The sequence below is a fragment of the Rhodospirillales bacterium genome (assembly GCA_016699855.1).
In the GTDB taxonomy this organism is placed as follows: domain Bacteria; phylum Pseudomonadota; class Alphaproteobacteria; order Reyranellales; family Reyranellaceae.
This window is the reverse complement of record CP064988.1, coordinates 3,799,722-3,819,236: the sequence shown is the minus strand read 5'-3', so window position 1 is coordinate 3,819,236 and position 19,515 is coordinate 3,799,722. Positions and strand designations below refer to the sequence as shown.

The following is a 19,515-nucleotide window of genomic DNA, read 5'->3' as shown; positions in this document are numbered from 1 at the left end:
TCAGGCGATCTCCGACCAGACGCGTTGGAGGTGCGCGACGAGGTCGGACAGCGTGGTCGGGCCCAGCGGATTGGCGTGCGCCAGCGCCGGCGCCGCCGGCCAACCCGGATCGGTGAAGTCGAGGCCGCCGAACGCGCGGCCGGCGGCGTAGCGCGGCAGCACGTGGAAATGCACCTCGGGGTCTACCATCATCAGCATCAACCAGTTGATCTTGTCGTAGTCGAAGGCTTTCCTGAGGCAGCGTTCGACGCGGCCGACCACCGGTCCGAGATCGGCGTGGGCGCCCGCCGAGATGGCCGAGAAAGCGAGCGCCGGCTCCTTGCACACCACGACCAGCGCGCCGAGCGTGGCCTGGGCGCCCCGGACCTGGACCGACCAGTGCGCGGTCTCGGCGACGACGGTCGCGGGGTAGCCGAATTTCGCCATCGTGGCGTTGGGGGCGGACATGCGAAGGCGCTCCGGCGCGGGAACGTGGGCGGAACGCCGAGTCTAGCCGATCGGGCGGGCCGCGTCAGGCCGCCATCGCCGCGGGGGTCGCGGCCGGGGCGACCAGATCGAACCGGCGCCCCGACACGCAGCCCGCGAGATCGTCGGCGATGACCCGCAGATCGACGTCGAAACGCCAACCGCGGGCGACCCGCTCGACCCCAACCAAGTGGTAGCCTCCGGCGCCGTAGCGCGATCCCGGCGCCGCCGAGGCCGAGGGCGCCCCAAGCACGGCGACCGGCCCCGCGGGGGTGTCGATCCGCGCCAGCGATGCGCGGTGATTGTGACCGTGCAGCACCAGTTCAGCGCCGACCCGTCCGACCGCCAGCCGGAACGCGCCGGCGTCGGTCAGCTCCTTTCGCCACGACGCCCCGCCGATCTGCGGCGGATGGTGAATCAAAACGACGCGGCACGCGCCCTCGGCGGCGAGTTCGCGCATCACCACCTCGAACTGTTCGATCTGCGCGGCGCCCAGCGTGCCGGTGGCGATGAACGCCGGCTTCGGCACGGCTGTGCTCAGGCCGACGAACGCCACCCCGCCACGGCGGCGCACCGTTGGAAACCCGACCCCGAACACTGGATCGGCCGGTCCGGCCGAGGCCGCCGGATCGCCGGCGAGAAACGGCGCCCAGCCGTCGGGCCGGCCATGGGCGCGTGGCTTGACGTAGAGGTCGTGGTTGCCGGGGATCGCCATCACGTCGCGTGGCGCGCCGAGCCCGGACAGCCAGCGCGCGGCCTGGTCGTACTCGGCCGGCGTCGAGATGTTGGCGATATCGCCGGTGACGACCGTCAAATCGGGCGCCCGCGCGCGCAGATCCGTGACGACCGCGCCCAGCGCTTCCGGCCTGTGGATGAAACGCCGCTTGCGGGTCCACGACAGCCAACCCGTGGCACGTTTCGACAACAGCTCGGACCAGCGCGGCGGCGGCAACGGAAGGTGCGGATCGGACAGCTGGGCGAAGGTGAACATGGTCCATACCGCAGGGGACGGCGCGGCGCATAGGGCGCCGGGACGCCTTGCGGGTCAAGGGTTTCTTGCCTAAACGTCAACCAATGGCTTCGCTTGTGAAAGCGGCGGCGCCCACGTTCGCGATATCGACGTGACCGACGCGCCGCCCGCCCCCGCTCCACCGCCGGTCGTCCGCCTCGTCGGACGCGGCGATGCGCGCCCGTTCTCGCGCACCGCGCTGGATCGTTTCCAGCGCGGTTTCGGACGCGCCGGCGTGGTCGATGTGGCGGCAGGTACCGAAAATCTCCCGGCCGCGGGCCGGATCGTCCTGGTGCGCGCCGACCACGTGTTCGACGACGCCCTCATGGGCCCGCTGGCGGCCGGCCGGGATCTGGCGCTGGTGACCGACGGGCGCGAGCTTCCGGTGGCCGTCGTCGTCGACGCGCGCCATGCCCCCGGCGCCGCCGCGCTTCTGGCGGCCGACGGGCTCGATTCCCGCGCCGCCGCCGAGCTCGGGCTGAAGGTCGTGCGGCCGGCCGAGCTTGCCGGCGCCTACCGCAAGAACCTGCGCAACGTCGTGCCACCCTACGTGCTGTCGACCCGCGACATGCCGGTCGCCGCCATCGAGCGCCACATGTTCATGGCCTCCTGCAAGGGCCTGACCGATTTCGTCACCAAGTACCTCTTTCCATCCCCCGCGCTGGTCGTGGTGCGCTGGTGCGCGGCGCTCGGCATCAGCCCGAACGCTGTGACCTTCATCAGCTTCCTGTGCGTCGTCGCCGCCACGGTCCTGTTCTGGTACGGCTGGTTCCTCGCCGGCCTCGCCTTCGCGTGGGCGATGTGCTTCCTCGACACGGTCGACGGAAAGCTCGCGCGGGTCACCCTCACCTCGTCGAAATGGGGCAACGTCTTCGACCACGGCACCGACCTGGTGCATCCGCCATTCTGGTGGTTCGCGTGGTACTGGGGGGTGACCACCACGCCGGAGTTCGCCGCGACGCCGCACATGCAGACGGCGATGTGGATCGTGCTCGCGGGCTACGTCGTCGGGCGCCTCGAGGAAGGCCTGTTCCTCTGGGGCTTCCGGTTCGAGATGTTCACGTGGCGGCCGATCGACGCGTTCTCGCGGCTGATCACGGCGCGGCGCAATCCCAACCTGGTGCTGTTCCTCGCGTTCACGCTGGCCGGCCGGCCCGATCTCGGCCTCGCGGCCGTCGCCGCGTGGACGGTGCTGTGCCTGTCGTTCCACGCCGTGCGCATCGCGCAGGCCTTCGTCGCGCGCGCGATGGGCCGGCCGGTCGCGTCGTACCAGACGGCGGGCGCGGCGTGAGCGCGGCGGCCTCGGCCGACCCGGCCGCGCGCGCGACCCTGCGCGCGTCGATCGAGGACGAGGCCAACCGCACGGTGGCGGAATCCGCGCGCGCCATGAGCGACGCGATCGTCGCGCGCCACAAGGATTGCATCGTCGCCACCCTGTTCTACGGCTCGTGCCTGCGGCCGCCCAATCCCGGCGATCCGCGCGAGATCGGACCCGGCGGCCGCGACGAGCGGCTGATGGATTTCTACGCCGTGGTCGACGACCTGCGGCTGGCGAACGGCGGCGTCCTCGGCGCGCTCGGCAACCGCCTGCTGGCGCCCAACGTCTTCTACCTCGAGGCGCCACACGACGGCGGGCGCGTGCGCTGCAAGTACGCCGTGCTGACCCTGGCGCAGCTCCGACGCGGCGTCGCCGCCGGCACGCTGCAGAACTACTTCTGGGGCCGTTTCTGCCAGCCCACGGTCGTGACGTTCGCCGGCGGCGCCGGCATGCGCGACGCGCTGATCGACATCCTCGCTCAGGCGGTCGTCAGCGCCGTGGCGTCGACCGCGCCGGTGTTCGACGAGCCGTTCACGGCGGCCGACCTGTGGACGCGGACGCTGCGCGAAAGCTACGGCGCGGAGCTGCGGCCGGAATCGGCCGAGCGTCCGCGCCAGGTGCACGACGCCGACGCCGCGCGGTACGCCGCGATCACGCCGGCGGCGCTCGCCGCCGCCGGGCTGCCGGCGACGCCGGACGCGTTCCAGCGCTTCGCCCCGGCGCCGGACGCGCGCCGCCGCGCCGCGCCGCGCGGCGGCGCTGGCGGCTGCGCCGGTGGTGGGGAAAGACGTTGAACGTGCTGAGGCTGGCGAAGGCGGTGTTCACCTTCGAGGGCGGCGCCGACTACGTGGCGTGGAAGATCGCGCGCCACTCCGGCGTGCGCGTCGACATGAGCGACTGGCAGCGCCGCCATCCCCTGCTCGCTTCGCCGGTGCTGGCGTTGCGCTACTGGCGCAAGGGCGCTTTCCGTTGACTTCGACGGCGGGGAGTCGGAAACTCGGCTCGTGCACATCGCGCGCGCCATCGCCTCCAAAAAACCTCCCTTACCGGGGGTCGAGGACTCGCGTTCGCGCTGACACCGCGCCGAAGCGATAGATCGAGAACCCCGCCGGGAACGGACGGGGTTTTATTTCGCCTGCGCACCCTCTCCTCCGGCTCCACCGCAGCGAGGAGAAGCGTTCCATGGTCCAGCAAATCCCACGTCTCGGCGGCTTGTGGCTGCCGCTCGTCACGCCGTTCCGCGACGGCGCGCTCGACGAGGTCTCGTTGCGTCGCCTGGCGCGGCACTACCGCGACCAGCCGGTCGACGGCTTCATCCTCGCCGCCACCACCGGCGAAGGCCTGACCCTGGACGACCACGAGGTCGAGCGACTCGTGGCGGTGGTGGCGGAGGAGCTGGGCCGATCCCGGCCGATCTATCTCGGGCTCTCGGGCAGCGACACGCGCAAGGTCGAGAAGGCGATGGACCACGCCGCGTCGTGGCCGGTCGACGGCTACCTCGTCGCCTGCCCCTACTACACGCGGCCGTCGCAGGAGGGCCTCTACCGCCATTTCGCGGCGCTGGCGCTGGCGACCGACCGGCCGATCGTCGTCTACAACATCCCCTACCGGACCGGCGTCAATCTCGGCAACGAGACGATGCTGAAGCTGGCGGCGCTGCCCAACATCGCCGGCGTCAAGGATTGCTGCGCCGACGCGGCGCAGTCGTTCGACCTCATCCGCGCGCGGCCACCGGGCTTCGCCGTGCTCACGGGCGAGGACGCGCTGTTCCTGTCGGCGCTGGACCAGGGCGCCGACGGCGGCATCGTCGCCTCGGCGCATGTCGAGACCGCCCGCTTCGCCGAGATCCTGTCCCTGTCGCGCAGCGGCGACCACGCCTCGGCCCTGCGGCGCTGGCGCGATCTGGTCGAGATCCCGCGCCTGCTGTTCGCCGAGCCCAGCCCGGCGCCGATCAAGCACTGGCTGTGGCGCACCGGCCTGATCGACAGCCCCGAGGTCCGCCTGCCGATGGCCGAGGTGACAACACGGCTGGCGACGCGGCTGGACTGGGCGATCGCCGACGTCGCCAAAGCGGCGTGAGGGGCCAGCACATCGCCACGGCGCGACGACCGGCACGGCGGACGCCACGATCCCCGGACGTCGCGTCCGCCGGGCGATTCCACCGTGTTGCGCGGCCGGTCGCGTCCGCTACCATCGCCGGCATCGATCCTCCGGCCCGGGATCCCTGCACATGGACAAGACACGCGACGTCGCCGTGATCCTCGGCAGCCTCAGCGCCAAGTCGCTCAACCGCAAGGTCGCCAACGCGCTGGCCGGGCTGGCGCCGGCGACGTTGAAGCTGGGCATCGTCGAGATCGCGGACCTGCCGATGTACAATCAGGACCTCGACGGCGCGCCGCCGGCGGCGTGGGTCGCGTTCCGCGAGAGGATCGCGGCCGCCGACGCCGTGCTGTTCGTCACGCCGGAGCACAACCGCTCGGTGCCGGCGGCGTTGAAGAACGCCATCGACGTGGCGTCACGGCCCTACGGCAAGAGCGCCTGGAACGGCAAGCCCGGCGCCGTTGTCAGCGCCTCGCCCGGCGCCAGCGGCGGCTTCGGCGCCAACCACCATCTGCGCCAGTCGCTGGTGTTCCTGAACGTCGCGACCATGGCGCAGCCGGAGGTGTATCTGAGCGGCGCAGACAAGCTGTTCGACGCCGATGGCCATCTCGCCAACGACGGCACGCGGAAGTTCCTCGCGGGCTTCATGGCGCGCTTCGCCGCCTGGGTCGCCGCGAACGTCCCGGCGTAGTCTCCGACCCGACACACTCCGCCCGCTCCCGAACGAAAACGCGGGCCTGTTGGCCCGCGTCGTCGGATGGAAGGCGGTATCCGGTCAGCCGGCGGCGACGCGGCGGCGGGCCTCGACCGGCAGCAGCCCGAAGCGGTGGGCGATCTCGGTCAGCGCCTCGACCATGTTCTCGAGCTGGGCGCGGGTGTGGGCGGCCGACAGCGAGCAGCGCAGCAGGCACAGGCCGCCGGGCGTCGCCGGCGGCACCGCGACGTTCACGTACACGCCGGCGTCGAGCAGCGCGCGCCACACCGCGACCGTGGTCTCGATGTCCGGAAGCTGGACCGCGACGACGGGACCGTGCTGCGGGCCCAGTGTGAAGCCGGCGGCCGACAGGCCGTCGTACAGCGTGGCGACGTTGTCCCACAGCCGCGTGCGCAGCTCGGGACGCTCGCGCACGATCTTCAGCGCGGCGCGCACCGAGGCGATGATCGAGGGCGGCAGCGAGGCCGTGAACATGTAGGCCCGGGTCGCGACCCGCAGCACCTCGAAACCGTCGTGGCTGGAGACGCAGAAGCCGCCGATGGCGCCCAGCGTCTTGGAGAAGGTGCCGACGATGAAATCGACCTGGTCGAGGACGCCCGCCTCCTCGACGAGTCCGCGGCCGCCTTCGCCAAGCGCGCCCAGCGAATGGGCCTCGTCGACCAGGATGTAGCCGCCATAGCGCTTGGTGACCTCGACGAACGCCTTGAGCGGGGCGGTGTCGCCCAGCATCGAGTAGATGCCCTCGACGACGACCAGCTTGTTGCCCGGCTCCTTCTCCAGCCGGCGCAGGCGCGCCTCGAGGCTGGACGGGTCGTTGTGCTTGAAGCGGATGATCGTGGCCTGGGTCTGCTTGCAGGCGTCGTAGATCGAGGCGTGGCTGTCGGCGTCGATCACGAGGTAGTCGCCCTCGCCCACCAGGGTCGAGATCACGCCGAGGTTCACCTGGTAGCCGGTGGTGGCGACCATGCAGTGCTTCATGCCGTAGAAATCGGCCAGCTCGGCCTCCAGCGCGGCGTGCTGGCTGTAGCTGCCGTTGGCGATGCGCGAGCCGGTGGTGCCGGTGCCCTCGGCGCGGGTCGCCGCGACGGCGGCCTCGACGCAGGCCGGGTCGAAGGTCAGGCCGAAATAGTTGTTGGTGCCGACCAGCAGGGTGCGGCGGCCCTCGATCAGCGCCTCGGTCGGCGACAGCACCCGCTCCATGGTCACCGTCAGCGGGTCCAGACCGCTGGCGCGGACGCCGCGGTAGGTGTCGAGGAGCTGCTTGTGGCGGTCGAAGATTCCCATGGTCAGCGCTCCGAGATCTTCTTCGTTATCGCGTCGGCCAGTTCGTCCACCGTGTGGATCTCGGCGACGTCGTTGAGGGGGATGGAGACGTCGAACCGGTCCTCGAGCTCCATGACCATGTCCATCACGGCCAACGAGTCGATGTTGAGGTCCTTCGTGATCACGGTCGCGCCGGTGATCGGCCGCGCGTCGATGCGGAACGGCTCCAGACGCTTGACGATCTCGGCGATGGCTTGCTCGCGCGCCGGGGCGCCGGCATCGTTCATGGCGGGTTCCGTTGAGTCGTAGACTTTGAATTTGTGCGCGGCGGGCATGGCGGTCGAGCCCCGAGGAGGAGTGACCGCATTGGACGAAATCGAGCCGAATCAAGCCATTAACAATTTGTTACGGCGTGTTACGGATGTCCTACAGCCACTTCTTCCGCACGTACCAGTCGACCGTGTCGGCGAATCCCGTCGCGAGATCGTAACGCGGCCGGAAAGCCAATGCCGCCGCCAACCGGTGGTCGGTCGCCACCCAGTCGGAATGGAAAATCTCACGCACCTTGCCGGGGCCGAGGATGGCGGGGTGCCTGCGCGTCCGTGCGACGATCTGCTGCACCGCGGCGACGCCCGCCATGAGCGGCCGCGGGACCGGAACCACGACCGGCCGCTGCCGAAGGGCGGCGCCGGCCGCGGCGGCGAGCTCGCGCAGCGTGTGACCGGCCGGCGCGCCGTCGTCGATTTCGTACACGCCGTCGGCCGGCGGGTGGTCAAGCGTGGCGACGATGGCGGCGCAAAGATCGGCCACGTGGATCAGCGACAGTCGCCCTTCGCTCCCGGCCGGCACAGGCGCGAACCCGCGCTGGACCATCCGGAAGAACGCCAGCGTCTCCCGGTCGCCGGGACCGTAGACCGCCGGTGCCCGGATGGCGGTCCAGCGGCCGGCGTAGCCGGCGGAAGCGAGCGCGTCCTCGCCGGCGCGCTTGCTGGCGGCGTAGTCGGATAGGCCGGGCTCGCGCGCCGCCAGCGACGACAGCAGGACGAGATGCGGCCGGCCGGGCGCGGCGGCCGCCAGCAGGCCCGCCACCGGATCTCGGTTGGCGCGTTCGAAGGCGGCGCGGTCGAGCGCCTTGATGGCCCCGGCGAGATGGACCACCGCGTCGACGCCGTCGGCCAGGCGGGCCATCGACGGGTGGTCGCCGATGTCTCCGACGACGAGTTCGACGGGCGCGCCGCGGGGCAAGGCCGGCGGCAACGCCCGCACCAGTAGGCGCAGCCGCCAGCCGCGCGCCGCGAGCGCCGCCACGAGATGCTGGCCGATGAAGCCGGTCGCGCCGGTGACCGCGACCGTCCGGGTCATGGGGTGGCGGGCGCCGCCGTTGGCGTCTCGCGCGCGTCGCGGCCGTAGGCGCCGGCCAGCCAATCGGCCTTGGCGCGCGAGCGGCTGAGCTTGCCGGAGGAGGTCAAGGGCAGGCCCACCGAGGGCGACACGAGGTCGATCACGCCGTCGACGCCGGTCGTCTCCTTGACGACCTGGGCTACGGCGCCCTCGAGCGCGGCGCGTTCCTCGGGATCCACCGGCCGCGACTGCACCAGCACGACGACCTTCTCGGCGCCGTCGTCGCCGTCGATCGAGAAGGCGCAGGCGTCGCCGCGGCGCAGTTTCGGCAGCGCCTCGACGGCCCACTCGATGTCCTGCGGCCAGATGTTGCGGCCGTTGACGATGATCAGGTCCTTGGCGCGGCCGGTGACGACGAGCTGCCCGTCGCGCCAGTAGCCGAGATCGCCGGTGTCGAGCCAGCCGTCGCGCAGCGCCTCGGCGCTGGCCTCGGGCGCGCCGAAGTAGCCGGGCATGACGCTGGGGCCGCGCACGAAGATGCGGCCGACACCGCCGGCGCCGACGACGGCGCCGTGCGGATCGCGGATCTCGACGATGTGGCCCGGCAACGGGCGGCCGCAGACCACGAATTCTCGCGCCTCGGGACCGGCGGCGGGCTCGGCGACGTGCGATGCCAGCCGCGCGCGCGCGACGTGATCGACCGAAAAGCCGGCGCCGACTGGCGCGAAAGACAGGCCGAGGCACATCTCTGCCATGCCGTAGCTGGGCAGGAACGCGTTCGGATCGAAGCCGACGGGCGCGAACGCCTCGGCGAAGCGGCGCAGCACCGGCGCCTGGATCATGTCGCCGCCGATGCCCGCGACGCGCAGGCGCGACAGGTCGAGGCCGTCGAGCGACCGCGCCTGAAGGCGCCGCGCCGCGAGGTCGTAGCCGAAGCTCGGGCTATAGGTGACCGTGGCGCCGCGCTGCGACATCAACGACACCCACGTCAGCGGCCGGCGCGCGAAATCGCGCGGCGCCATCACGTCGACGCCGTTCTGGCCGCACAGCGCCGACAGCAGGAACCCGATCAACCCCATGTCGTGGTACCACGGCAGCCAGCCCACGGCGTGGTCGTCGGCGCGCGTGTCGAGACCGCCGGGCCCGAGCATGGCGTCGATGTTGGCCATCAACTGGTCCTGGCGGATGTCGACGCCGAGCGGGAACCGCGTGCTGCCGGACGAGAACTGGAGGTAGCACCGCTCACCCGGTCCGAGCGGCCGGAGGCCGGCCGCGGCCTCGGGCAGCGCCTCGAACGCCGACATCGGTCCGTGCAGCCGCGCCGGCCCGTCCGCTGCGGCGACCGCGAGGTAGCCGGCGAGTTCGTCCGGCGCCAGCGCCGCTGCCGCGCCCGACGCGGCGAGTTGGCGCCGGAGCTGGTCGATATAGGCGTCCTTGGCGCCGAGCCCGGCCGGCAACGACACCGGAACGGGCAGCAATCCGGCGTATTGCGCGCCGAAGAACGCCACCGGAAACCCCGGCCAGGTGTCGGCGATGATCAGAAACCGCTCGCCACGTGCGAAATCGGCGCCGATCAGCCGCCGCGCGAAGACCTGCGCGCGGGCACGCACCTCGCGCCACGGCAGCGGCGCCGTCAGCCGGCCGCGCGCGTCGAAGAAGCTGACGCCGGTATCGCCCCGGGCCGCGTAGTCCAGCGCCTCGACGAGGCAGCCGAAACCGCCCCGCCGGAACGGCAGGCTGGTGTTGCGCGTGGGCGTTGGTTCCATGTCTCGATGTCGCGAGGGGGCGGCCGGCGGTCCGGGCGCGGTCAGTTGGCGCGGCGGGAGGCGCCTCCGGCGCGGCCCAAAACGGGCCGGTCGTTTAGCAAAAGCCGCCGGCGGTCACAAGCGCCCCCCGGTCCGCCCGCCGGCGCGCGGCCCGCTCAGCCGTCGGATGGGAACAGCGCGCGGACGCGGGCGACCGCCGCTGACAGGTCGTCCGGTGGCGTCGTCGTGGACGCCATTGGCGTGCCCAGCACGTGGATGTGGCCGGCATCGGCCAAGGGCCGCCAGACGGCGGCGATATTCCGCGGCAGCACGATCCAGCCGCCGGCGTGCAAGGCGCCGACCAGAGCGGCCGGCGGCGCAGACAGCGCGCGCCGCGGCAAGCGCTCGCGCCACGACCCGTCGAGCGGCACCGGCGCGACGGTCACCGGTTTGCCGCTGCGGCAGGCCTCGGCCAGCATCGACGCGCTGTCGCCGGTGACCACCAGCCTGTCGGCCAGGCCAATGAGACCGGCGTAGGCGTTGGACGTGTCGCCGGCGTGCCATCGATGGGCCAGCAGTGGCGCGCGGATCTCGGCCAGCAGCGCCTCGGCCGCGTCGGCGGGGGTCCGTCGGCTGGTGACCGCCAGGACGCTGGCGCCGAGTTCGCGGGCCAGGGCATCCACGCCGCGGCCGATATCGCTGCCGACCGCGGCGTCGAAGCGCAACGGCCGCGCGCGACCGCCGATCAGCAACGTCAGATACGGCGCCGGAAGCGCCGCGGCGCGTCCGCGCCATGCGTTGGCGGCAAGGGCTATGGCCGCCGGGTCGAGCCGGTTGAACGGCAGCCCGGCCTGGAGGACGTTGCCGCGCGGCGGCACGCCATATTGGGGCATGGCGACGACCAGATCGAACGCGTCCAGCGGTCCCCACGGCCGCCCGAGGCTGACAAGCCGCGTCCGGCCACCGCTGCGCTCCTTGATCCAGCGCGCCACCGGCGTCGCCCGCCGCCCGGCGCACATCACCAGCTCGGGCCATGGCGGCGTCAGCGACGCGCGGTCGGCGGCGCGCAGACTGGCCAGCGACGGGCCGAGCAAGCGGTTGGGCAGCCGGTACATCGCGTTGAAACGCAACGGCTTTTCGAGCGCCGGCCAGCCGAGCGCGCGGACTAGGGTGCGCAGCTGGGCGCTGTCACCACCCTTGTCGCCGAGCAGCAGCCAGACGGATCGCGGCCGGTCCGAAGCGTCGTTCATCCCCGGCTTCTAGCCGACCGTGGCGCCCGGCTCCACCGGCGCCACGCGGCCTGCGGGCGCCGCCTTGCGTCGTTGACAGAGCATGGACCCATCCGGATAGTGCGCCGTGCGGCGTTTTCCGGCTCTCGGGCGGTTCCGAGGTCCGGCGCGCCGCGCGTTTTTTTGGCGCGCACCGCGCCAGAAGCCAGCCAGTGGAGGATCGAGACGTGATTACGGCCGTGATGCCGACCTACGATCGGAAGGATGTCGCGTTCGCGCGCGGGGAGGGCTCCTACCTCTACGCGACGGACGGCCGACGATTCCTCGATTGGACGTCGGGCATCGCCGTGAACAATCTCGGCCACTGCCATCCGCACCTCGTGAAGACGCTTCAGGAGCAGGCGGCGGCGCTCTGGCACACCTCCAACCTGTACCGGATCGCGCATGGCGAGCGGCTAGCCCAGCGGCTGGTCGAGAACTCGTTCGCGGACACGATGTTCTTCTCGAACTCCGGCGCCGAGGCGATCGAGGGCGGCATCAAACTGTGCCGCAAGTACCAGTACGTGAATGGCAATCCCGGCCGCTACAAGATCGTCTGCTTCCAGCAGGCGTTCCACGGCCGCACCGGGGCGGCGCTGGCGGCCACCGGCAACGAGAAGTACCTGCAGGGCTTCGGCCCGGCGGCGCCGGGCTTCGTGCACGTGCCGTTGAACAACACCAACGTCGTGCGCGACGCGATCGACGACGAGACGGCGGCGATCCTGGTCGAGCCCGTGCAGGGCGAAGGCGGGGTGCGTACGGGAACCGGCGATTTCCTGCGCGAGCTGCGCCGGATCTGCGACGAGTTCGGCCTGCTGCTGTTCTTCGACGAGATCCAGTGCGGCTTCGGCCGCACCGGGAAGATGTGGGCCTACGAGTGGTTCGACGTGGAGCCGGACGTGATGGCCGTCGCCAAGGGCATCGCCAACGGCTTCCCGCTCGGGGCCTTCATGGCGACCGAGAAGGCCGCCGCCGGCATGGTGTTCGGCACCCACGGCTCGACCTACGGCGGCAACCCGCTGGCCACGGCCTGCGGCAACGCCGTGCTCGACGTCATGCTCGAGCCGGGATTCTTCGAGGGGGTCCAGAAGCGCGCCGCGTATTTCCGAGGCAAGCTCGAGGGCCTCGTGGCGAAGCATCCCAAGGTGCTGGCCGAGGTGCGCGGCATGGGATTCATCAGCGGCCTGCGCTGCGTGACGCCCAGCGGCGATCTCGTCAACGCGCTGTTCGAGCGCGGCATGCTGACGGTGGGCGCGGGCGACAACGTCGTGCGCACCTATCCGTCGCTGATCGCGCCGGCCGCCGACATCGACCACGGCATCGCCATGATCGACGACGCCTGCGCGGCGTTGGCGGCGAAGGCCGGGGCCGGCCATGGCTGACCCCAGGCACTTCCTAGACCTCGACCAGCTCGATCCGGCGCTGCTGCGCCGGATCCTCGACCAGGGCCTGTCCTACAAGCGCGACCGCGCCGGCGCCGGCCACGACCGGCCGCTGGCCGGCAAGACCTTGGCGATGATCTTCGAGAAGCCGTCGACCCGCACGCGCGTGTCGTTCGAGGTCGGCATGCGCGACCTCGGCGGCCACACCATCATGCTGGGCACGACCGACACGCAGCTCGGGCGCGGCGAGACCATCGCCGACACCGCCCAGGTGCTGTCGCGCTATGTCGACGTCATCATGATGCGCACCACCTCGGAGGAGAAGCTCCACGAGATGGCGCGCTTCGCCACCGTGCCGGTGATCAACGGCCTCACCGACAAGACGCATCCCTGCCAGCTCATGGCCGACGTGATGACCTTCGAGGAGCATCGCGGCTCGATCAAGGGCAAGGTCGTCGCCTGGTCGGGCGACGGCAACAACATGGCGACGAGCTGGATCCATGCGGCGGCGCAGTTCGACTTCGAGCTGCGCATCGCCTGCCCGCCCGAGCTGAGCCCGCCGGCCGACGTGGTCGAATGGGCCAAGCGGCGCGGCGCGCGCGTGACCATCAGCCACGATCCCGTCGCCGCCGTCACCGGCGCCGACTGCGTGGTGACCGACACCTGGGTGTCGATGGGCGACGAGGACGCCGCCGGCTTCGCGCGGCGCCACAACATGCTTCGCGGCTACCAGGTCGACGACCGCATGATGAAGCTCGCCAAGGGTGACGCGATCTTCATGCACTGCCTGCCGGCGCACCGCGGCGAGGAGGTCACCGCCTCGGTGATCGACGGGCCGCAATCGGTCGTGTGGGACGAGGCCGAGAACCGCCTGCACGCGCAGAAGGGCATCCTCGCCTGGTGCCTGGGAAGCGTCTGACATGAACGCCGGGCCGGAGTCGCCGCCGTCCGCGGACGGCGACGACGCCGTGCTGCCGTTCCAGCTCGACGCGCTGGGCGCGCGCGGCCGCGCCATCCGGCTGGGCGCGGTCGCCGACGCCATCATCGCCCGCCACGCCTATCCGCACGCCGTCGCCGGCCTGCTGGCCGAGGCGCTGGCGCTGGGCGCGGCGCTGGCCTCGTCGCTGAAGTACGACGGCATCTTCACCTTGCAGCTGCGCGGCGACGGCGCCGTCCGCCTGCTCGTGGTCGACCTGACCTCGGCCGGCGCGTTGCGCGGCTACGCTGAATACGACGCCGCCAGGCTCGAAGCGGCCTGCGCCGGCGTGCGGCTCGACCCCGTCTCGGGCCTTCCCGACAACCCGGTCACGCGCCTGATCGGCGCCGGCCACATGGCCTTCACCGTCGACCAGGGCGCCGACACCGAGCGCTATCAGGGCGTCGTGGCGCTCGAGGGCGCCACGCTGGCGGATTGCGCGCACCACTATTTCCGGCAGTCCGAGCAGTTCGGCGCCGGCATCCTGCTGGCCTCCGGCCGCGTCGACGGGCGCTGGCGCGCCGGCGCGTTGCTGTTGCAGGCGCTGCCGTCGCGCCAGCTGGTCGAGGAGCTCGACGCCGAGGAGCGCGAGGAGCGCTGGCGGCGGGCGTTGATCCTGCTGGGCAGCGCCCGCGCCGCCGAGGCGCTCGATCCGGCGCTGCCGTCGGAGCGGCTCATCTGGCGGCTGTTCCACGAGGACGGCGCGCGCGCCTTCGAGCGCCGCGGCTGCGCGACGAGTGCCGCTGCTCGCGCGCGCGCATCGACCGCGTGCTGCGCGCGATCCCGCGCGACGAGTTGCCGACCCTGCGCGACGACAGCGGCAAGGTCGTCGTGACCTGCGAGTTCTGCTCGGCGCGCTACGACTACGACGACGCGGCGATCGCCGCGCTCACGGCCTGAGGCCGCGCGCACGCATCTCGCGCACGGTGTGGTCGACGTAGGCGCGCACGACCGGCGAGATCAGCCGGCTGCCGGGATAGACGGCGAAGATGCCGGTCGCCGGCGCGGGATGGTCCGTCAGCACCTGCGTCAGGCTGCCCGCCGCCAGCGCGTCGGCCGCCATCCACTCCGGCAGGGCCACCAGGCCGAGCCCCGCCAAGGCGGCGGCCCGCAGCGATTCGCCGCTGTTGGTCAACAAGCGCGGCGCCACCGCCACGACCTCGGCACCGAGCCGCCACGTGTCGCGCCAGGCCAGCGGCGAGAACCCGACGCAGCGGTGGCGCGCGACGTCGGCGGGCCGCTCCGGCGCGCCGCGCGCCGCCAGGTAGCCCGGCGCCGCGACCACGACGACGCGCGCCGTGCCGAGGCGGCGCACGATCAGGTTCGGCGCCGGCGACTCGCTGACCCGGAACGCGAGATCGAGGCCGGCGGCGAGCAGATCCACCGGCTCGACGCTCTCGGAGATGTCGAACGTCACGGCGGGATGCCGCGCCATGAAGGCGGGCAGCGCCGGCACCAGGAAACGCTGGGCGAAACCCTGCGGCGCCGATACGCGCAGCCGGCCGGCGAGCGCGGTGGCGCTGGCGCGGGCCTCGGCGCGCGCGGCGGCGGCGTCGTCGAGCAGGCGGCGGCAGCGCGCGTAGAGGGCGGCGCCGGCTTCGGTCACGCGCACGCGCCGCGTCGTGCGGTCGAGCAGGCGCGCGCCCAGCCGCTCCTCGAGCGCCCGCACGGCCTCGCTGACCGAGGATTTGGCCGACCCCAGCGACGCCGCCGCGGCGGTGAAACTGCCCGTCTCTACGACCCGCGCGAACGCCTCGAAACCCGCGAAACTGTCCATGCCGTATTGTTCGCCATGGCGAACGATGTGTCCAGAGCCACCGTCTCGCCGCGCGGCGCGACCGCGCCTATCGATGTTCCGGCGCGGCGGGCGCGGAACCAGGAGACGGACGATGACGAAGATGAGACTGGCCGGACCGGCCGACGGCGAGCGGCTGGACGTGCTCGGCGCGGCGATGATCGTGAAGACCGACCCCGGAGGCGACGGCGTGTTCGTCGCCGATCATTCGGTGCCGCCCGGCTACTTCGTGCCGCCGCACGCGCACGACGACGACGACGAGACGCTGATGGTCGTCGACGGCGCCCTCACGCTGCTCGGGCCGGCGGGAAGCGTCGTGGCCGGCGCCGGGAGCTGCGCGCACCTGCCCCGCGGATCGGTCCATGGTTTCCGCAACGACACCTCTTCGCCGGTGCGCGTGCTGGTGATCGCGCGGCCCGGCCTGCAAGCCGCGGAGATGTTCCGCCACCTCGACCGCGCCGGCCGTGCCGCGCCGGGCGGCCTGACGCCGCCGGAGATCGGCGACATCTGCGGCCAGTACGGCGTGCGGATGGCGTGACGCGCCGGGGCGGCGCGGGGACGATCAGCCCCGCTCCGCCCACGCGATCATGCGGGCGAGGAAGGCGTCGCAGGAATCCAACTGCGAGCGCAGCACGAACTCGTTGGGCTGGTGCGCCTGGGCGATGTCGCCGGGACCGCAGACGATGGTCGACACGCCGGTGCCCTGGAAGATGCCGGCCTCGGTGGCGTAGGCCACCATGGTCGAGGCGTTCGAGCCGCTCCACGCGCGCGCCAGCGTCTCGGCCTCGCCGTTCTCCTCGCCCTTGAACGCCGGCACCACGAAGCGCGGCGTCATCGCGATGTCCGCGGCGGGGTGCTTGCGGCGCATCGCCGGCAGCAGGACCTCGTCGATATGCGCCTGCAGGCGCCGGCGCGCCTCGTCCCCGTCCTCGCCGGGGACCTGGCGGTACTCCCACACCAGCGCGCACTCGCGCGCCAGGATGTTGCCGGCGGTGCCGCCGTCGAGCGTGCCGACGTTGAAGGTGCCGTAGGGCGGCATGTAGCCGTTGGCGGGATCGGCGCGGCGCGCGAACTCCTCCTGCAGCCCGTTGATGAAATGGATCAGCTCGCCGGCGAAGTGGATGGCCGAGACGCCGAGATGGGTCATCGAGGAATGCGCCTCGAAGCCGGTGATGACGACGCCGTAGCTGTTCTGGCCCTTGTGGCCCTTCACCGTGCCCATCATCGTCGGCTCGCCGATGACGACGGCGCGCGGCCGGGGCACGTCGCCCATCAGGCGCTCGGCCAGCGAATGCGCGCCGAGGCAGCCGACCTCCTCGTCGTAGCTGAAGGCGAAATGCACCGGCGCCTTCAGCCTGGCGGCCCGCAGCCTCGGCACGGCGGCGAGCGCGCAGGCCACGAAGCCCTTCATGTCGCAGCTTCCGCGGCCGTAGAGGCGGCCGCCCTTGTCGGTCAACGTCCAGGGATCGGTGTCCCATGGCTGGCCGTCGACCGGCACCACGTCGGTGTGGCCCGACAGCACGACGCCGCCCTCGACCTTCGGGCCGATGCTGGCGTAGAGGCTCGCCTTGGTGCCCTCGGCGTTCGGCACCAGAGTGGACTCGACTCCATGTCCGGCGAAGTAGCCACGCACCCAGTCGATCAGGGCGCGGTTGGACTTGGCCGAGGTCGTGTCGAAGCCGACCAGCCGCGCCAGCATGTCGGCCGAGTTCAACGGATATCCGCCCATGCTCCCGCTCCCCCGTGCGCGGCGCTACCGCGTCCGCGCCCACTCGACCATGCGCCGCATGAAGGACTCGCAGGCGTCGATCTGCGAGCGCAGCAGGAACTCGTTGGGCTGGTGCGCCTGCGCGATGTCGCCGGGACCGCACACGACGGTGGGCACGCCCAGCGTCTGGCGGAAGATGCCCGCCTCGGTGCCGTAGGGCACGCTGCCGACGACGTTGGAGCCGCTCCACGCGCGCGCCAGCGCCTTGGCCTCGTCGTTGCCGTCGGGCGAGAAGGCCGGCGTCGCCGAACGGAATTCCGTGACGATGCCGGCGGCCGGATGGCGCCGGCGCATCGCCGGCAGCAGCTCGCCGTCGAGGTAGGCCAGCGCCTTGCGCTCGACCTCGGTCGCGTCGTCGGTCGGCAGCGGCCGGTAGTTCCACTGCACCACGCATTCGCGCGCCAGGATGTTGCCGGCGGTGCCGCCGTGAATCAGGCCGACATTGACCGTACACATCGGCGGCGTGAACTCGCTGTCCTTCGGCGCGGCCGCCTCCATCTCGTCCTGGAGCCGGTTGAGGAAGGCGATGAACTCGCCGGCGAAATGGATCGCCGACACGCCGAGATGGGTCATCGAGGAATGCGCCTCGAAGCCGGTGAAGGTCGTCGTGTAGACGCGCGTGCCCTTGTGGGCGTGGACCACCGTCATCATCGTCGGCTCGCCGATCACGACGACGCGCGGCCGCGGGATGTCGGCCGCGAAGCGCTCCGCCAGCGAGTGGGCGCCGAGGCAACCGACCTCCTCGTCGTAGCTCAACGCGAAATGGACGGGCACCTTCAGCCCCGCCTTGAGGAAATGCGGCACCATCGCCAGGCCGACGGCGGAGAAGGCCTTCATGTCGCAGGTGCCGCGGGCGTGCAGCTTGTCGCCCTTGGCCGTCAGCGTCCACGGATCGGTGTCCCATGGCTGGCCGTCGACCGGCACGACGTCGGTGTGGCCCGACAGCACGACGCCGCCCTCGACCATCGGCCCGACCGTGGCGTAGAGGTTGGCCTTGGTGCCCTCGGCGTTCGGCACCAGCGTCGAGTCGACGCCGTGGCCCTTCAGATAGCCGCGCACGTAGTCGATCAGCGCGAGGTTCGACTCGCGCGAGGTCGTGTCGAAGGCCACGAGACGCCGCAGCATCTCGACCGAATCGACGATTTCACCGCTCATCCCGGGACTCCAACACTGGCGGTACGCGCGACGGCCCCGCGAAGGCTCTTCGATCGACGGCGCCGCGCCCGGAGGCGCGGCGCGGAGGCGGCGTCAGGCGTAGCCGCCCGCGCCCTTGCCGATCATGGCGAGGAACTCACGGCGCGTCGACGGGTCCTCGCGGAACGAGCCGAGCATGCGGCTGGTGACCATGGTGACACCCGGCTTGCGGATGCCGCGGGTGGTCATGCACTCGTGCGCCGCCTCGATCACGACGGCGACGCCGCGCGGCTCCAGCACCTCCTGGATGCAGTTGGCGATCTGCGCCGTCATCTTCTCCTGGATCTGCAGCCGCTTGGCGTAGATCTCGACGATCCGCGCAAGCTTGCTGATGCCGACCACGCGCTTGTTCGGAAGGTAGCCGACATGCGCCTTGCCGATGATCGGCACCATGTGGTGCTCGCAGTGCGACTCCAGCCGGATGTCGCGCAGCACGACCATCTCGTCGTAACCGTCGGTCTCCTCGAAAGTACGCGCCAGGATCTCGCGCGGATCCTCGGCGTAGCCGGCGAAGAACTCCTCGTAGGCGCGCACGACACGGTCCGGCGTGCCGACCAGGCCCTCGCGCGCCGGATCGTCGCCGGCCCAGCGCAGCAGCGTGCGCACCGCGTCCTCGGCCTCGGCGCGGGTCGGCTTGGCGTGGGAGCCGACAGTGGCGATGGCCGAGAAGCCCGGCCGCTTGATCACCTTGTTCATCACGCAGTCCTTTCGCGCCGGCTCAGTTCACCGACCGGCGGGGCTCGGGCAGGTCGAGGGAGAAGGTCGGGATCCGGATGTCGAAACGGTCGCCGCCATCCGAGACCATCTGGTACGTGCCGGTCATGAAACCGGACGGCGTGTCGAGCGGACAGCCGCTGGTGTATTCGAACGACTCGTTCGGCTGGATCACCGGCGTCTTGCCGATCACGCCGGGCCCGCGCACCTCCTCGAGCTTGCCGCGCGCGTTGGTGATCTTCCAGTGGCGGCTGACGAGCTGGACGGTGTCCTCGCCGACGTTCTCGATGCGCACCTGGTAGGCCCACACCCAGCGACCGGCGTCCGGATCGGACTGGTCGGCGAGGTAGGTTGGCCGCACGGTCACGCGGATGGATCGGGTTTCCTCGGTGTACATGTCGCTCTCGGCTGATAGGTCGAGTTTAGCGTCGCGTCCCGCCCGCGACCAGACGAGCGGTGGGA

General features: G+C 71.7%; 20 protein-coding genes and 1 pseudogene. 9 read left to right on the top strand and 12 right to left on the bottom strand.

Annotated elements, in window-relative coordinates:
• Together IPK81_18010 and IPK81_18005 are read right to left on the bottom strand one after the other, a co-directional pair.
• The gene (locus IPK81_18010; GenBank protein QQS15168.1) at window positions 1-426 is read right to left on the bottom strand and encodes an HIT family protein; all 426 of its coding nucleotides are present in this window, start codon (window positions 424-426) and stop codon (window positions 1-3) included.
• 85 nt (window positions 427-511) lie between these two features.
• Entirely contained in the window at window positions 512-1,456 is a 945-nt protein-coding gene (locus IPK81_18005) for a metallophosphoesterase (GenBank protein ID QQS11453.1), read from the bottom strand.
• Between the two features lie 130 nt (window positions 1,457-1,586).
• On the opposite strand from IPK81_18005, the gene IPK81_18000 reads away from it, so the two are divergent.
• The 5 genes from IPK81_18000 (at window position 1,587) to IPK81_17980 (ending at window position 5,583) form a co-directional block, all read left to right on the top strand.
• Window positions 1,587-2,765: a CDP-alcohol phosphatidyltransferase family protein gene (locus IPK81_18000; protein ID QQS11452.1), complete on the top strand. Its 1,179-nt coding sequence runs from the start codon at window positions 1,587-1,589 to the stop codon at window positions 2,763-2,765.
• The gene (locus IPK81_17995) at window positions 2,762-3,586 is read left to right on the top strand and encodes a hypothetical protein (protein ID QQS11451.1); all 825 of its coding nucleotides are present in this window, start codon (window positions 2,762-2,764) and stop codon (window positions 3,584-3,586) included. Before IPK81_18000 ends, IPK81_17995 begins: the two co-directional genes overlap by 4 nt.
• Window positions 3,583-3,765, top strand: a complete 183-nt coding sequence (locus IPK81_17990; protein QQS11450.1) for a hypothetical protein — start codon at window positions 3,583-3,585, stop codon at window positions 3,763-3,765. Before IPK81_17995 ends, IPK81_17990 begins: the two co-directional genes overlap by 4 nt.
• A 209-nt stretch (window positions 3,766-3,974) precedes the next feature.
• Window positions 3,975-4,871 carry a 4-hydroxy-tetrahydrodipicolinate synthase gene (locus IPK81_17985; protein QQS11449.1) on the top strand — a complete coding sequence of 299 codons (897 nt, stop codon included), beginning with the start codon at window positions 3,975-3,977 and terminating at the stop codon, window positions 4,869-4,871.
• A gap of 151 nt (window positions 4,872-5,022) precedes the next feature.
• Window positions 5,023-5,583 carry an NAD(P)H-dependent oxidoreductase gene (locus IPK81_17980; GenBank protein QQS11448.1) on the top strand — a complete coding sequence of 187 codons (561 nt, stop codon included), beginning with the start codon at window positions 5,023-5,025 and terminating at the stop codon, window positions 5,581-5,583.
• An 84-nt stretch (window positions 5,584-5,667) separates the two neighbouring features.
• On the opposite strand, the gene IPK81_17975 is transcribed toward IPK81_17980, so the two are convergent.
• The 5 genes from IPK81_17975 to IPK81_17955 all read right to left on the bottom strand — a co-directional run bounded on the left by IPK81_17975 (window position 5,668) and on the right by IPK81_17955 (window position 11,206).
• Window positions 5,668-6,891 (bottom strand): aminotransferase class I/II-fold pyridoxal phosphate-dependent enzyme, encoded by a 1,224-nt coding sequence (locus IPK81_17975; protein ID QQS11447.1) that lies wholly within the window; start codon window positions 6,889-6,891, stop codon window positions 5,668-5,670.
• A 2-nt stretch (window positions 6,892-6,893) separates the two neighbouring features.
• The gene (locus IPK81_17970; GenBank protein ID QQS11446.1) at window positions 6,894-7,157 is read right to left on the bottom strand and encodes an acyl carrier protein; all 264 of its coding nucleotides are present in this window, start codon (window positions 7,155-7,157) and stop codon (window positions 6,894-6,896) included.
• Window positions 7,158-7,296: 139 nt separating this feature from the next.
• Window positions 7,297-8,232: an NAD(P)-dependent oxidoreductase gene (locus tag IPK81_17965; protein ID QQS11445.1), complete on the bottom strand. Its 936-nt coding sequence runs from the start codon at window positions 8,230-8,232 to the stop codon at window positions 7,297-7,299.
• On the bottom strand, window positions 8,229-9,977 hold the full coding sequence (locus IPK81_17960; protein ID QQS11444.1) for a fatty acyl-AMP ligase: 1,749 nt from the start codon (window positions 9,975-9,977) through the stop codon (window positions 8,229-8,231). Before IPK81_17960 ends, IPK81_17965 begins: the two co-directional genes overlap by 4 nt.
• Before the next feature lie 155 nt (window positions 9,978-10,132).
• On the bottom strand, window positions 10,133-11,206 hold the full coding sequence (locus tag IPK81_17955) for a mitochondrial fission ELM1 family protein (protein ID QQS11443.1): 1,074 nt from the start codon (window positions 11,204-11,206) through the stop codon (window positions 10,133-10,135).
• 206 nt (window positions 11,207-11,412) lie between these two features.
• Between IPK81_17955 and IPK81_17950 the strand changes: the two genes are divergently transcribed.
• The 3 genes and pseudogenes from IPK81_17950 to IPK81_17940 all read left to right on the top strand — a co-directional run bounded on the left by IPK81_17950 (window position 11,413) and on the right by IPK81_17940 (window position 14,482).
• Window positions 11,413-12,606, top strand: coding sequence for an aspartate aminotransferase family protein (locus IPK81_17950; protein QQS11442.1), 1,194 nt, complete (start codon window positions 11,413-11,415; stop codon window positions 12,604-12,606).
• Complete coding sequence (gene argF, locus IPK81_17945; GenBank protein ID QQS11441.1) at window positions 12,599-13,525, top strand: ornithine carbamoyltransferase; 927 nt, start codon at window positions 12,599-12,601, stop codon at window positions 13,523-13,525. Before IPK81_17950 ends, argF begins: the two co-directional genes overlap by 8 nt.
• Window position 13,526: 1 nt before the next feature.
• Window positions 13,527-14,482, top strand: a pseudogene (locus IPK81_17940) (Hsp33 family molecular chaperone HslO).
• On the opposite strand, the gene IPK81_17935 reads toward IPK81_17940, so the two are convergent.
• Window positions 14,472-15,359 carry a LysR family transcriptional regulator gene (locus tag IPK81_17935; GenBank protein ID QQS11440.1) on the bottom strand — a complete coding sequence of 296 codons (888 nt, stop codon included), beginning with the start codon at window positions 15,357-15,359 and terminating at the stop codon, window positions 14,472-14,474. The pseudogene IPK81_17940 and the gene IPK81_17935 sit on opposite strands and share 11 nt — an antisense overlap.
• A 112-nt stretch (window positions 15,360-15,471) precedes the next feature.
• Here IPK81_17935 and IPK81_17930 point away from each other — a divergent pair, with 112 nt between their 5' ends.
• Entirely contained in the window at window positions 15,472-15,915 is a 444-nt protein-coding gene (locus IPK81_17930) for a cupin domain-containing protein (protein ID QQS11439.1), read from the top strand.
• Between the two features lie 24 nt (window positions 15,916-15,939).
• On the opposite strand, the gene argE (IPK81_17925) is transcribed toward IPK81_17930, so the two are convergent.
• The 4 genes from argE (IPK81_17925) to apaG form a co-directional block, all read right to left on the bottom strand.
• Window positions 15,940-17,076, bottom strand: a complete 1,137-nt coding sequence (argE, locus tag IPK81_17925) for an acetylornithine deacetylase (protein QQS15167.1) — start codon at window positions 17,074-17,076, stop codon at window positions 15,940-15,942.
• Window positions 17,077-17,130: 54 nt separating this feature from the next.
• Window positions 17,131-18,270 carry an acetylornithine deacetylase gene (gene argE / locus IPK81_17920; protein ID QQS15166.1) on the bottom strand — a complete coding sequence of 380 codons (1,140 nt, stop codon included), beginning with the start codon at window positions 18,268-18,270 and terminating at the stop codon, window positions 17,131-17,133.
• A 123-nt stretch (window positions 18,271-18,393) separates the two neighbouring features.
• Window positions 18,394-19,035, bottom strand: a complete 642-nt coding sequence (gene folE, locus IPK81_17915) for a GTP cyclohydrolase I FolE (GenBank protein QQS11438.1) — start codon at window positions 19,033-19,035, stop codon at window positions 18,394-18,396.
• A gap of 22 nt (window positions 19,036-19,057) precedes the next feature.
• Window positions 19,058-19,450 (bottom strand): Co2+/Mg2+ efflux protein ApaG, encoded by a 393-nt coding sequence (gene apaG / locus IPK81_17910; protein ID QQS11437.1) that lies wholly within the window; start codon window positions 19,448-19,450, stop codon window positions 19,058-19,060.
• Window positions 19,451-19,515: the final 65 nt, after the last annotated feature.

Coding starts and splice junctions, on each gene's coding strand:
- IPK81_18010 (QQS15168.1), bottom strand. CDS start 426: ATGGCGAAATTCGGCTACCCCGCGACCGTCGTCGCCGAGACCGCGCAC.
- IPK81_18005 (QQS11453.1), bottom strand. CDS start 1,456: ATGTTCACCTTCGCCCAGCTGTCCGATCCGCACCTTCCGTTGCCGCCG.
- IPK81_17985 (QQS11449.1), top strand. CDS start 3,975: ATGGTCCAGCAAATCCCACGTCTCGGCGGCTTGTGGCTGCCGCTCGTC.
- IPK81_17980 (QQS11448.1), top strand. CDS start 5,023: ATGGACAAGACACGCGACGTCGCCGTGATCCTCGGCAGCCTCAGCGCC.
- IPK81_17975 (QQS11447.1), bottom strand. CDS start 6,891: ATGGGAATCTTCGACCGCCACAAGCAGCTCCTCGACACCTACCGCGGC.
- IPK81_17970 (QQS11446.1), bottom strand. CDS start 7,157: ATGAACGATGCCGGCGCCCCGGCGCGCGAGCAAGCCATCGCCGAGATC.
- IPK81_17965 (QQS11445.1), bottom strand. CDS start 8,232: ATGACCCGGACGGTCGCGGTCACCGGCGCGACCGGCTTCATCGGCCAG.
- IPK81_17960 (QQS11444.1), bottom strand. CDS start 9,977: ATGGAACCAACGCCCACGCGCAACACCAGCCTGCCGTTCCGGCGGGGC.
- IPK81_17955 (QQS11443.1), bottom strand. CDS start 11,206: ATGAACGACGCTTCGGACCGGCCGCGATCCGTCTGGCTGCTGCTCGGC.
- argF (QQS11441.1), top strand. CDS start 12,599: ATGGCTGACCCCAGGCACTTCCTAGACCTCGACCAGCTCGATCCGGCG.
- IPK81_17935 (QQS11440.1), bottom strand. CDS start 15,359: ATGGACAGTTTCGCGGGTTTCGAGGCGTTCGCGCGGGTCGTAGAGACG.
- IPK81_17930 (QQS11439.1), top strand. CDS start 15,472: ATGACGAAGATGAGACTGGCCGGACCGGCCGACGGCGAGCGGCTGGAC.
- argE (QQS15167.1), bottom strand. CDS start 17,076: ATGCTGGCGCGGCTGGTCGGCTTCGACACGACCTCGGCCAAGTCCAAC.
- argE (QQS15166.1), bottom strand. CDS start 18,270: ATGCTGCGGCGTCTCGTGGCCTTCGACACGACCTCGCGCGAGTCGAAC.
- folE (QQS11438.1), bottom strand. CDS start 19,035: ATGAACAAGGTGATCAAGCGGCCGGGCTTCTCGGCCATCGCCACTGTC.
- apaG (QQS11437.1), bottom strand. CDS start 19,450: ATGTACACCGAGGAAACCCGATCCATCCGCGTGACCGTGCGGCCAACC.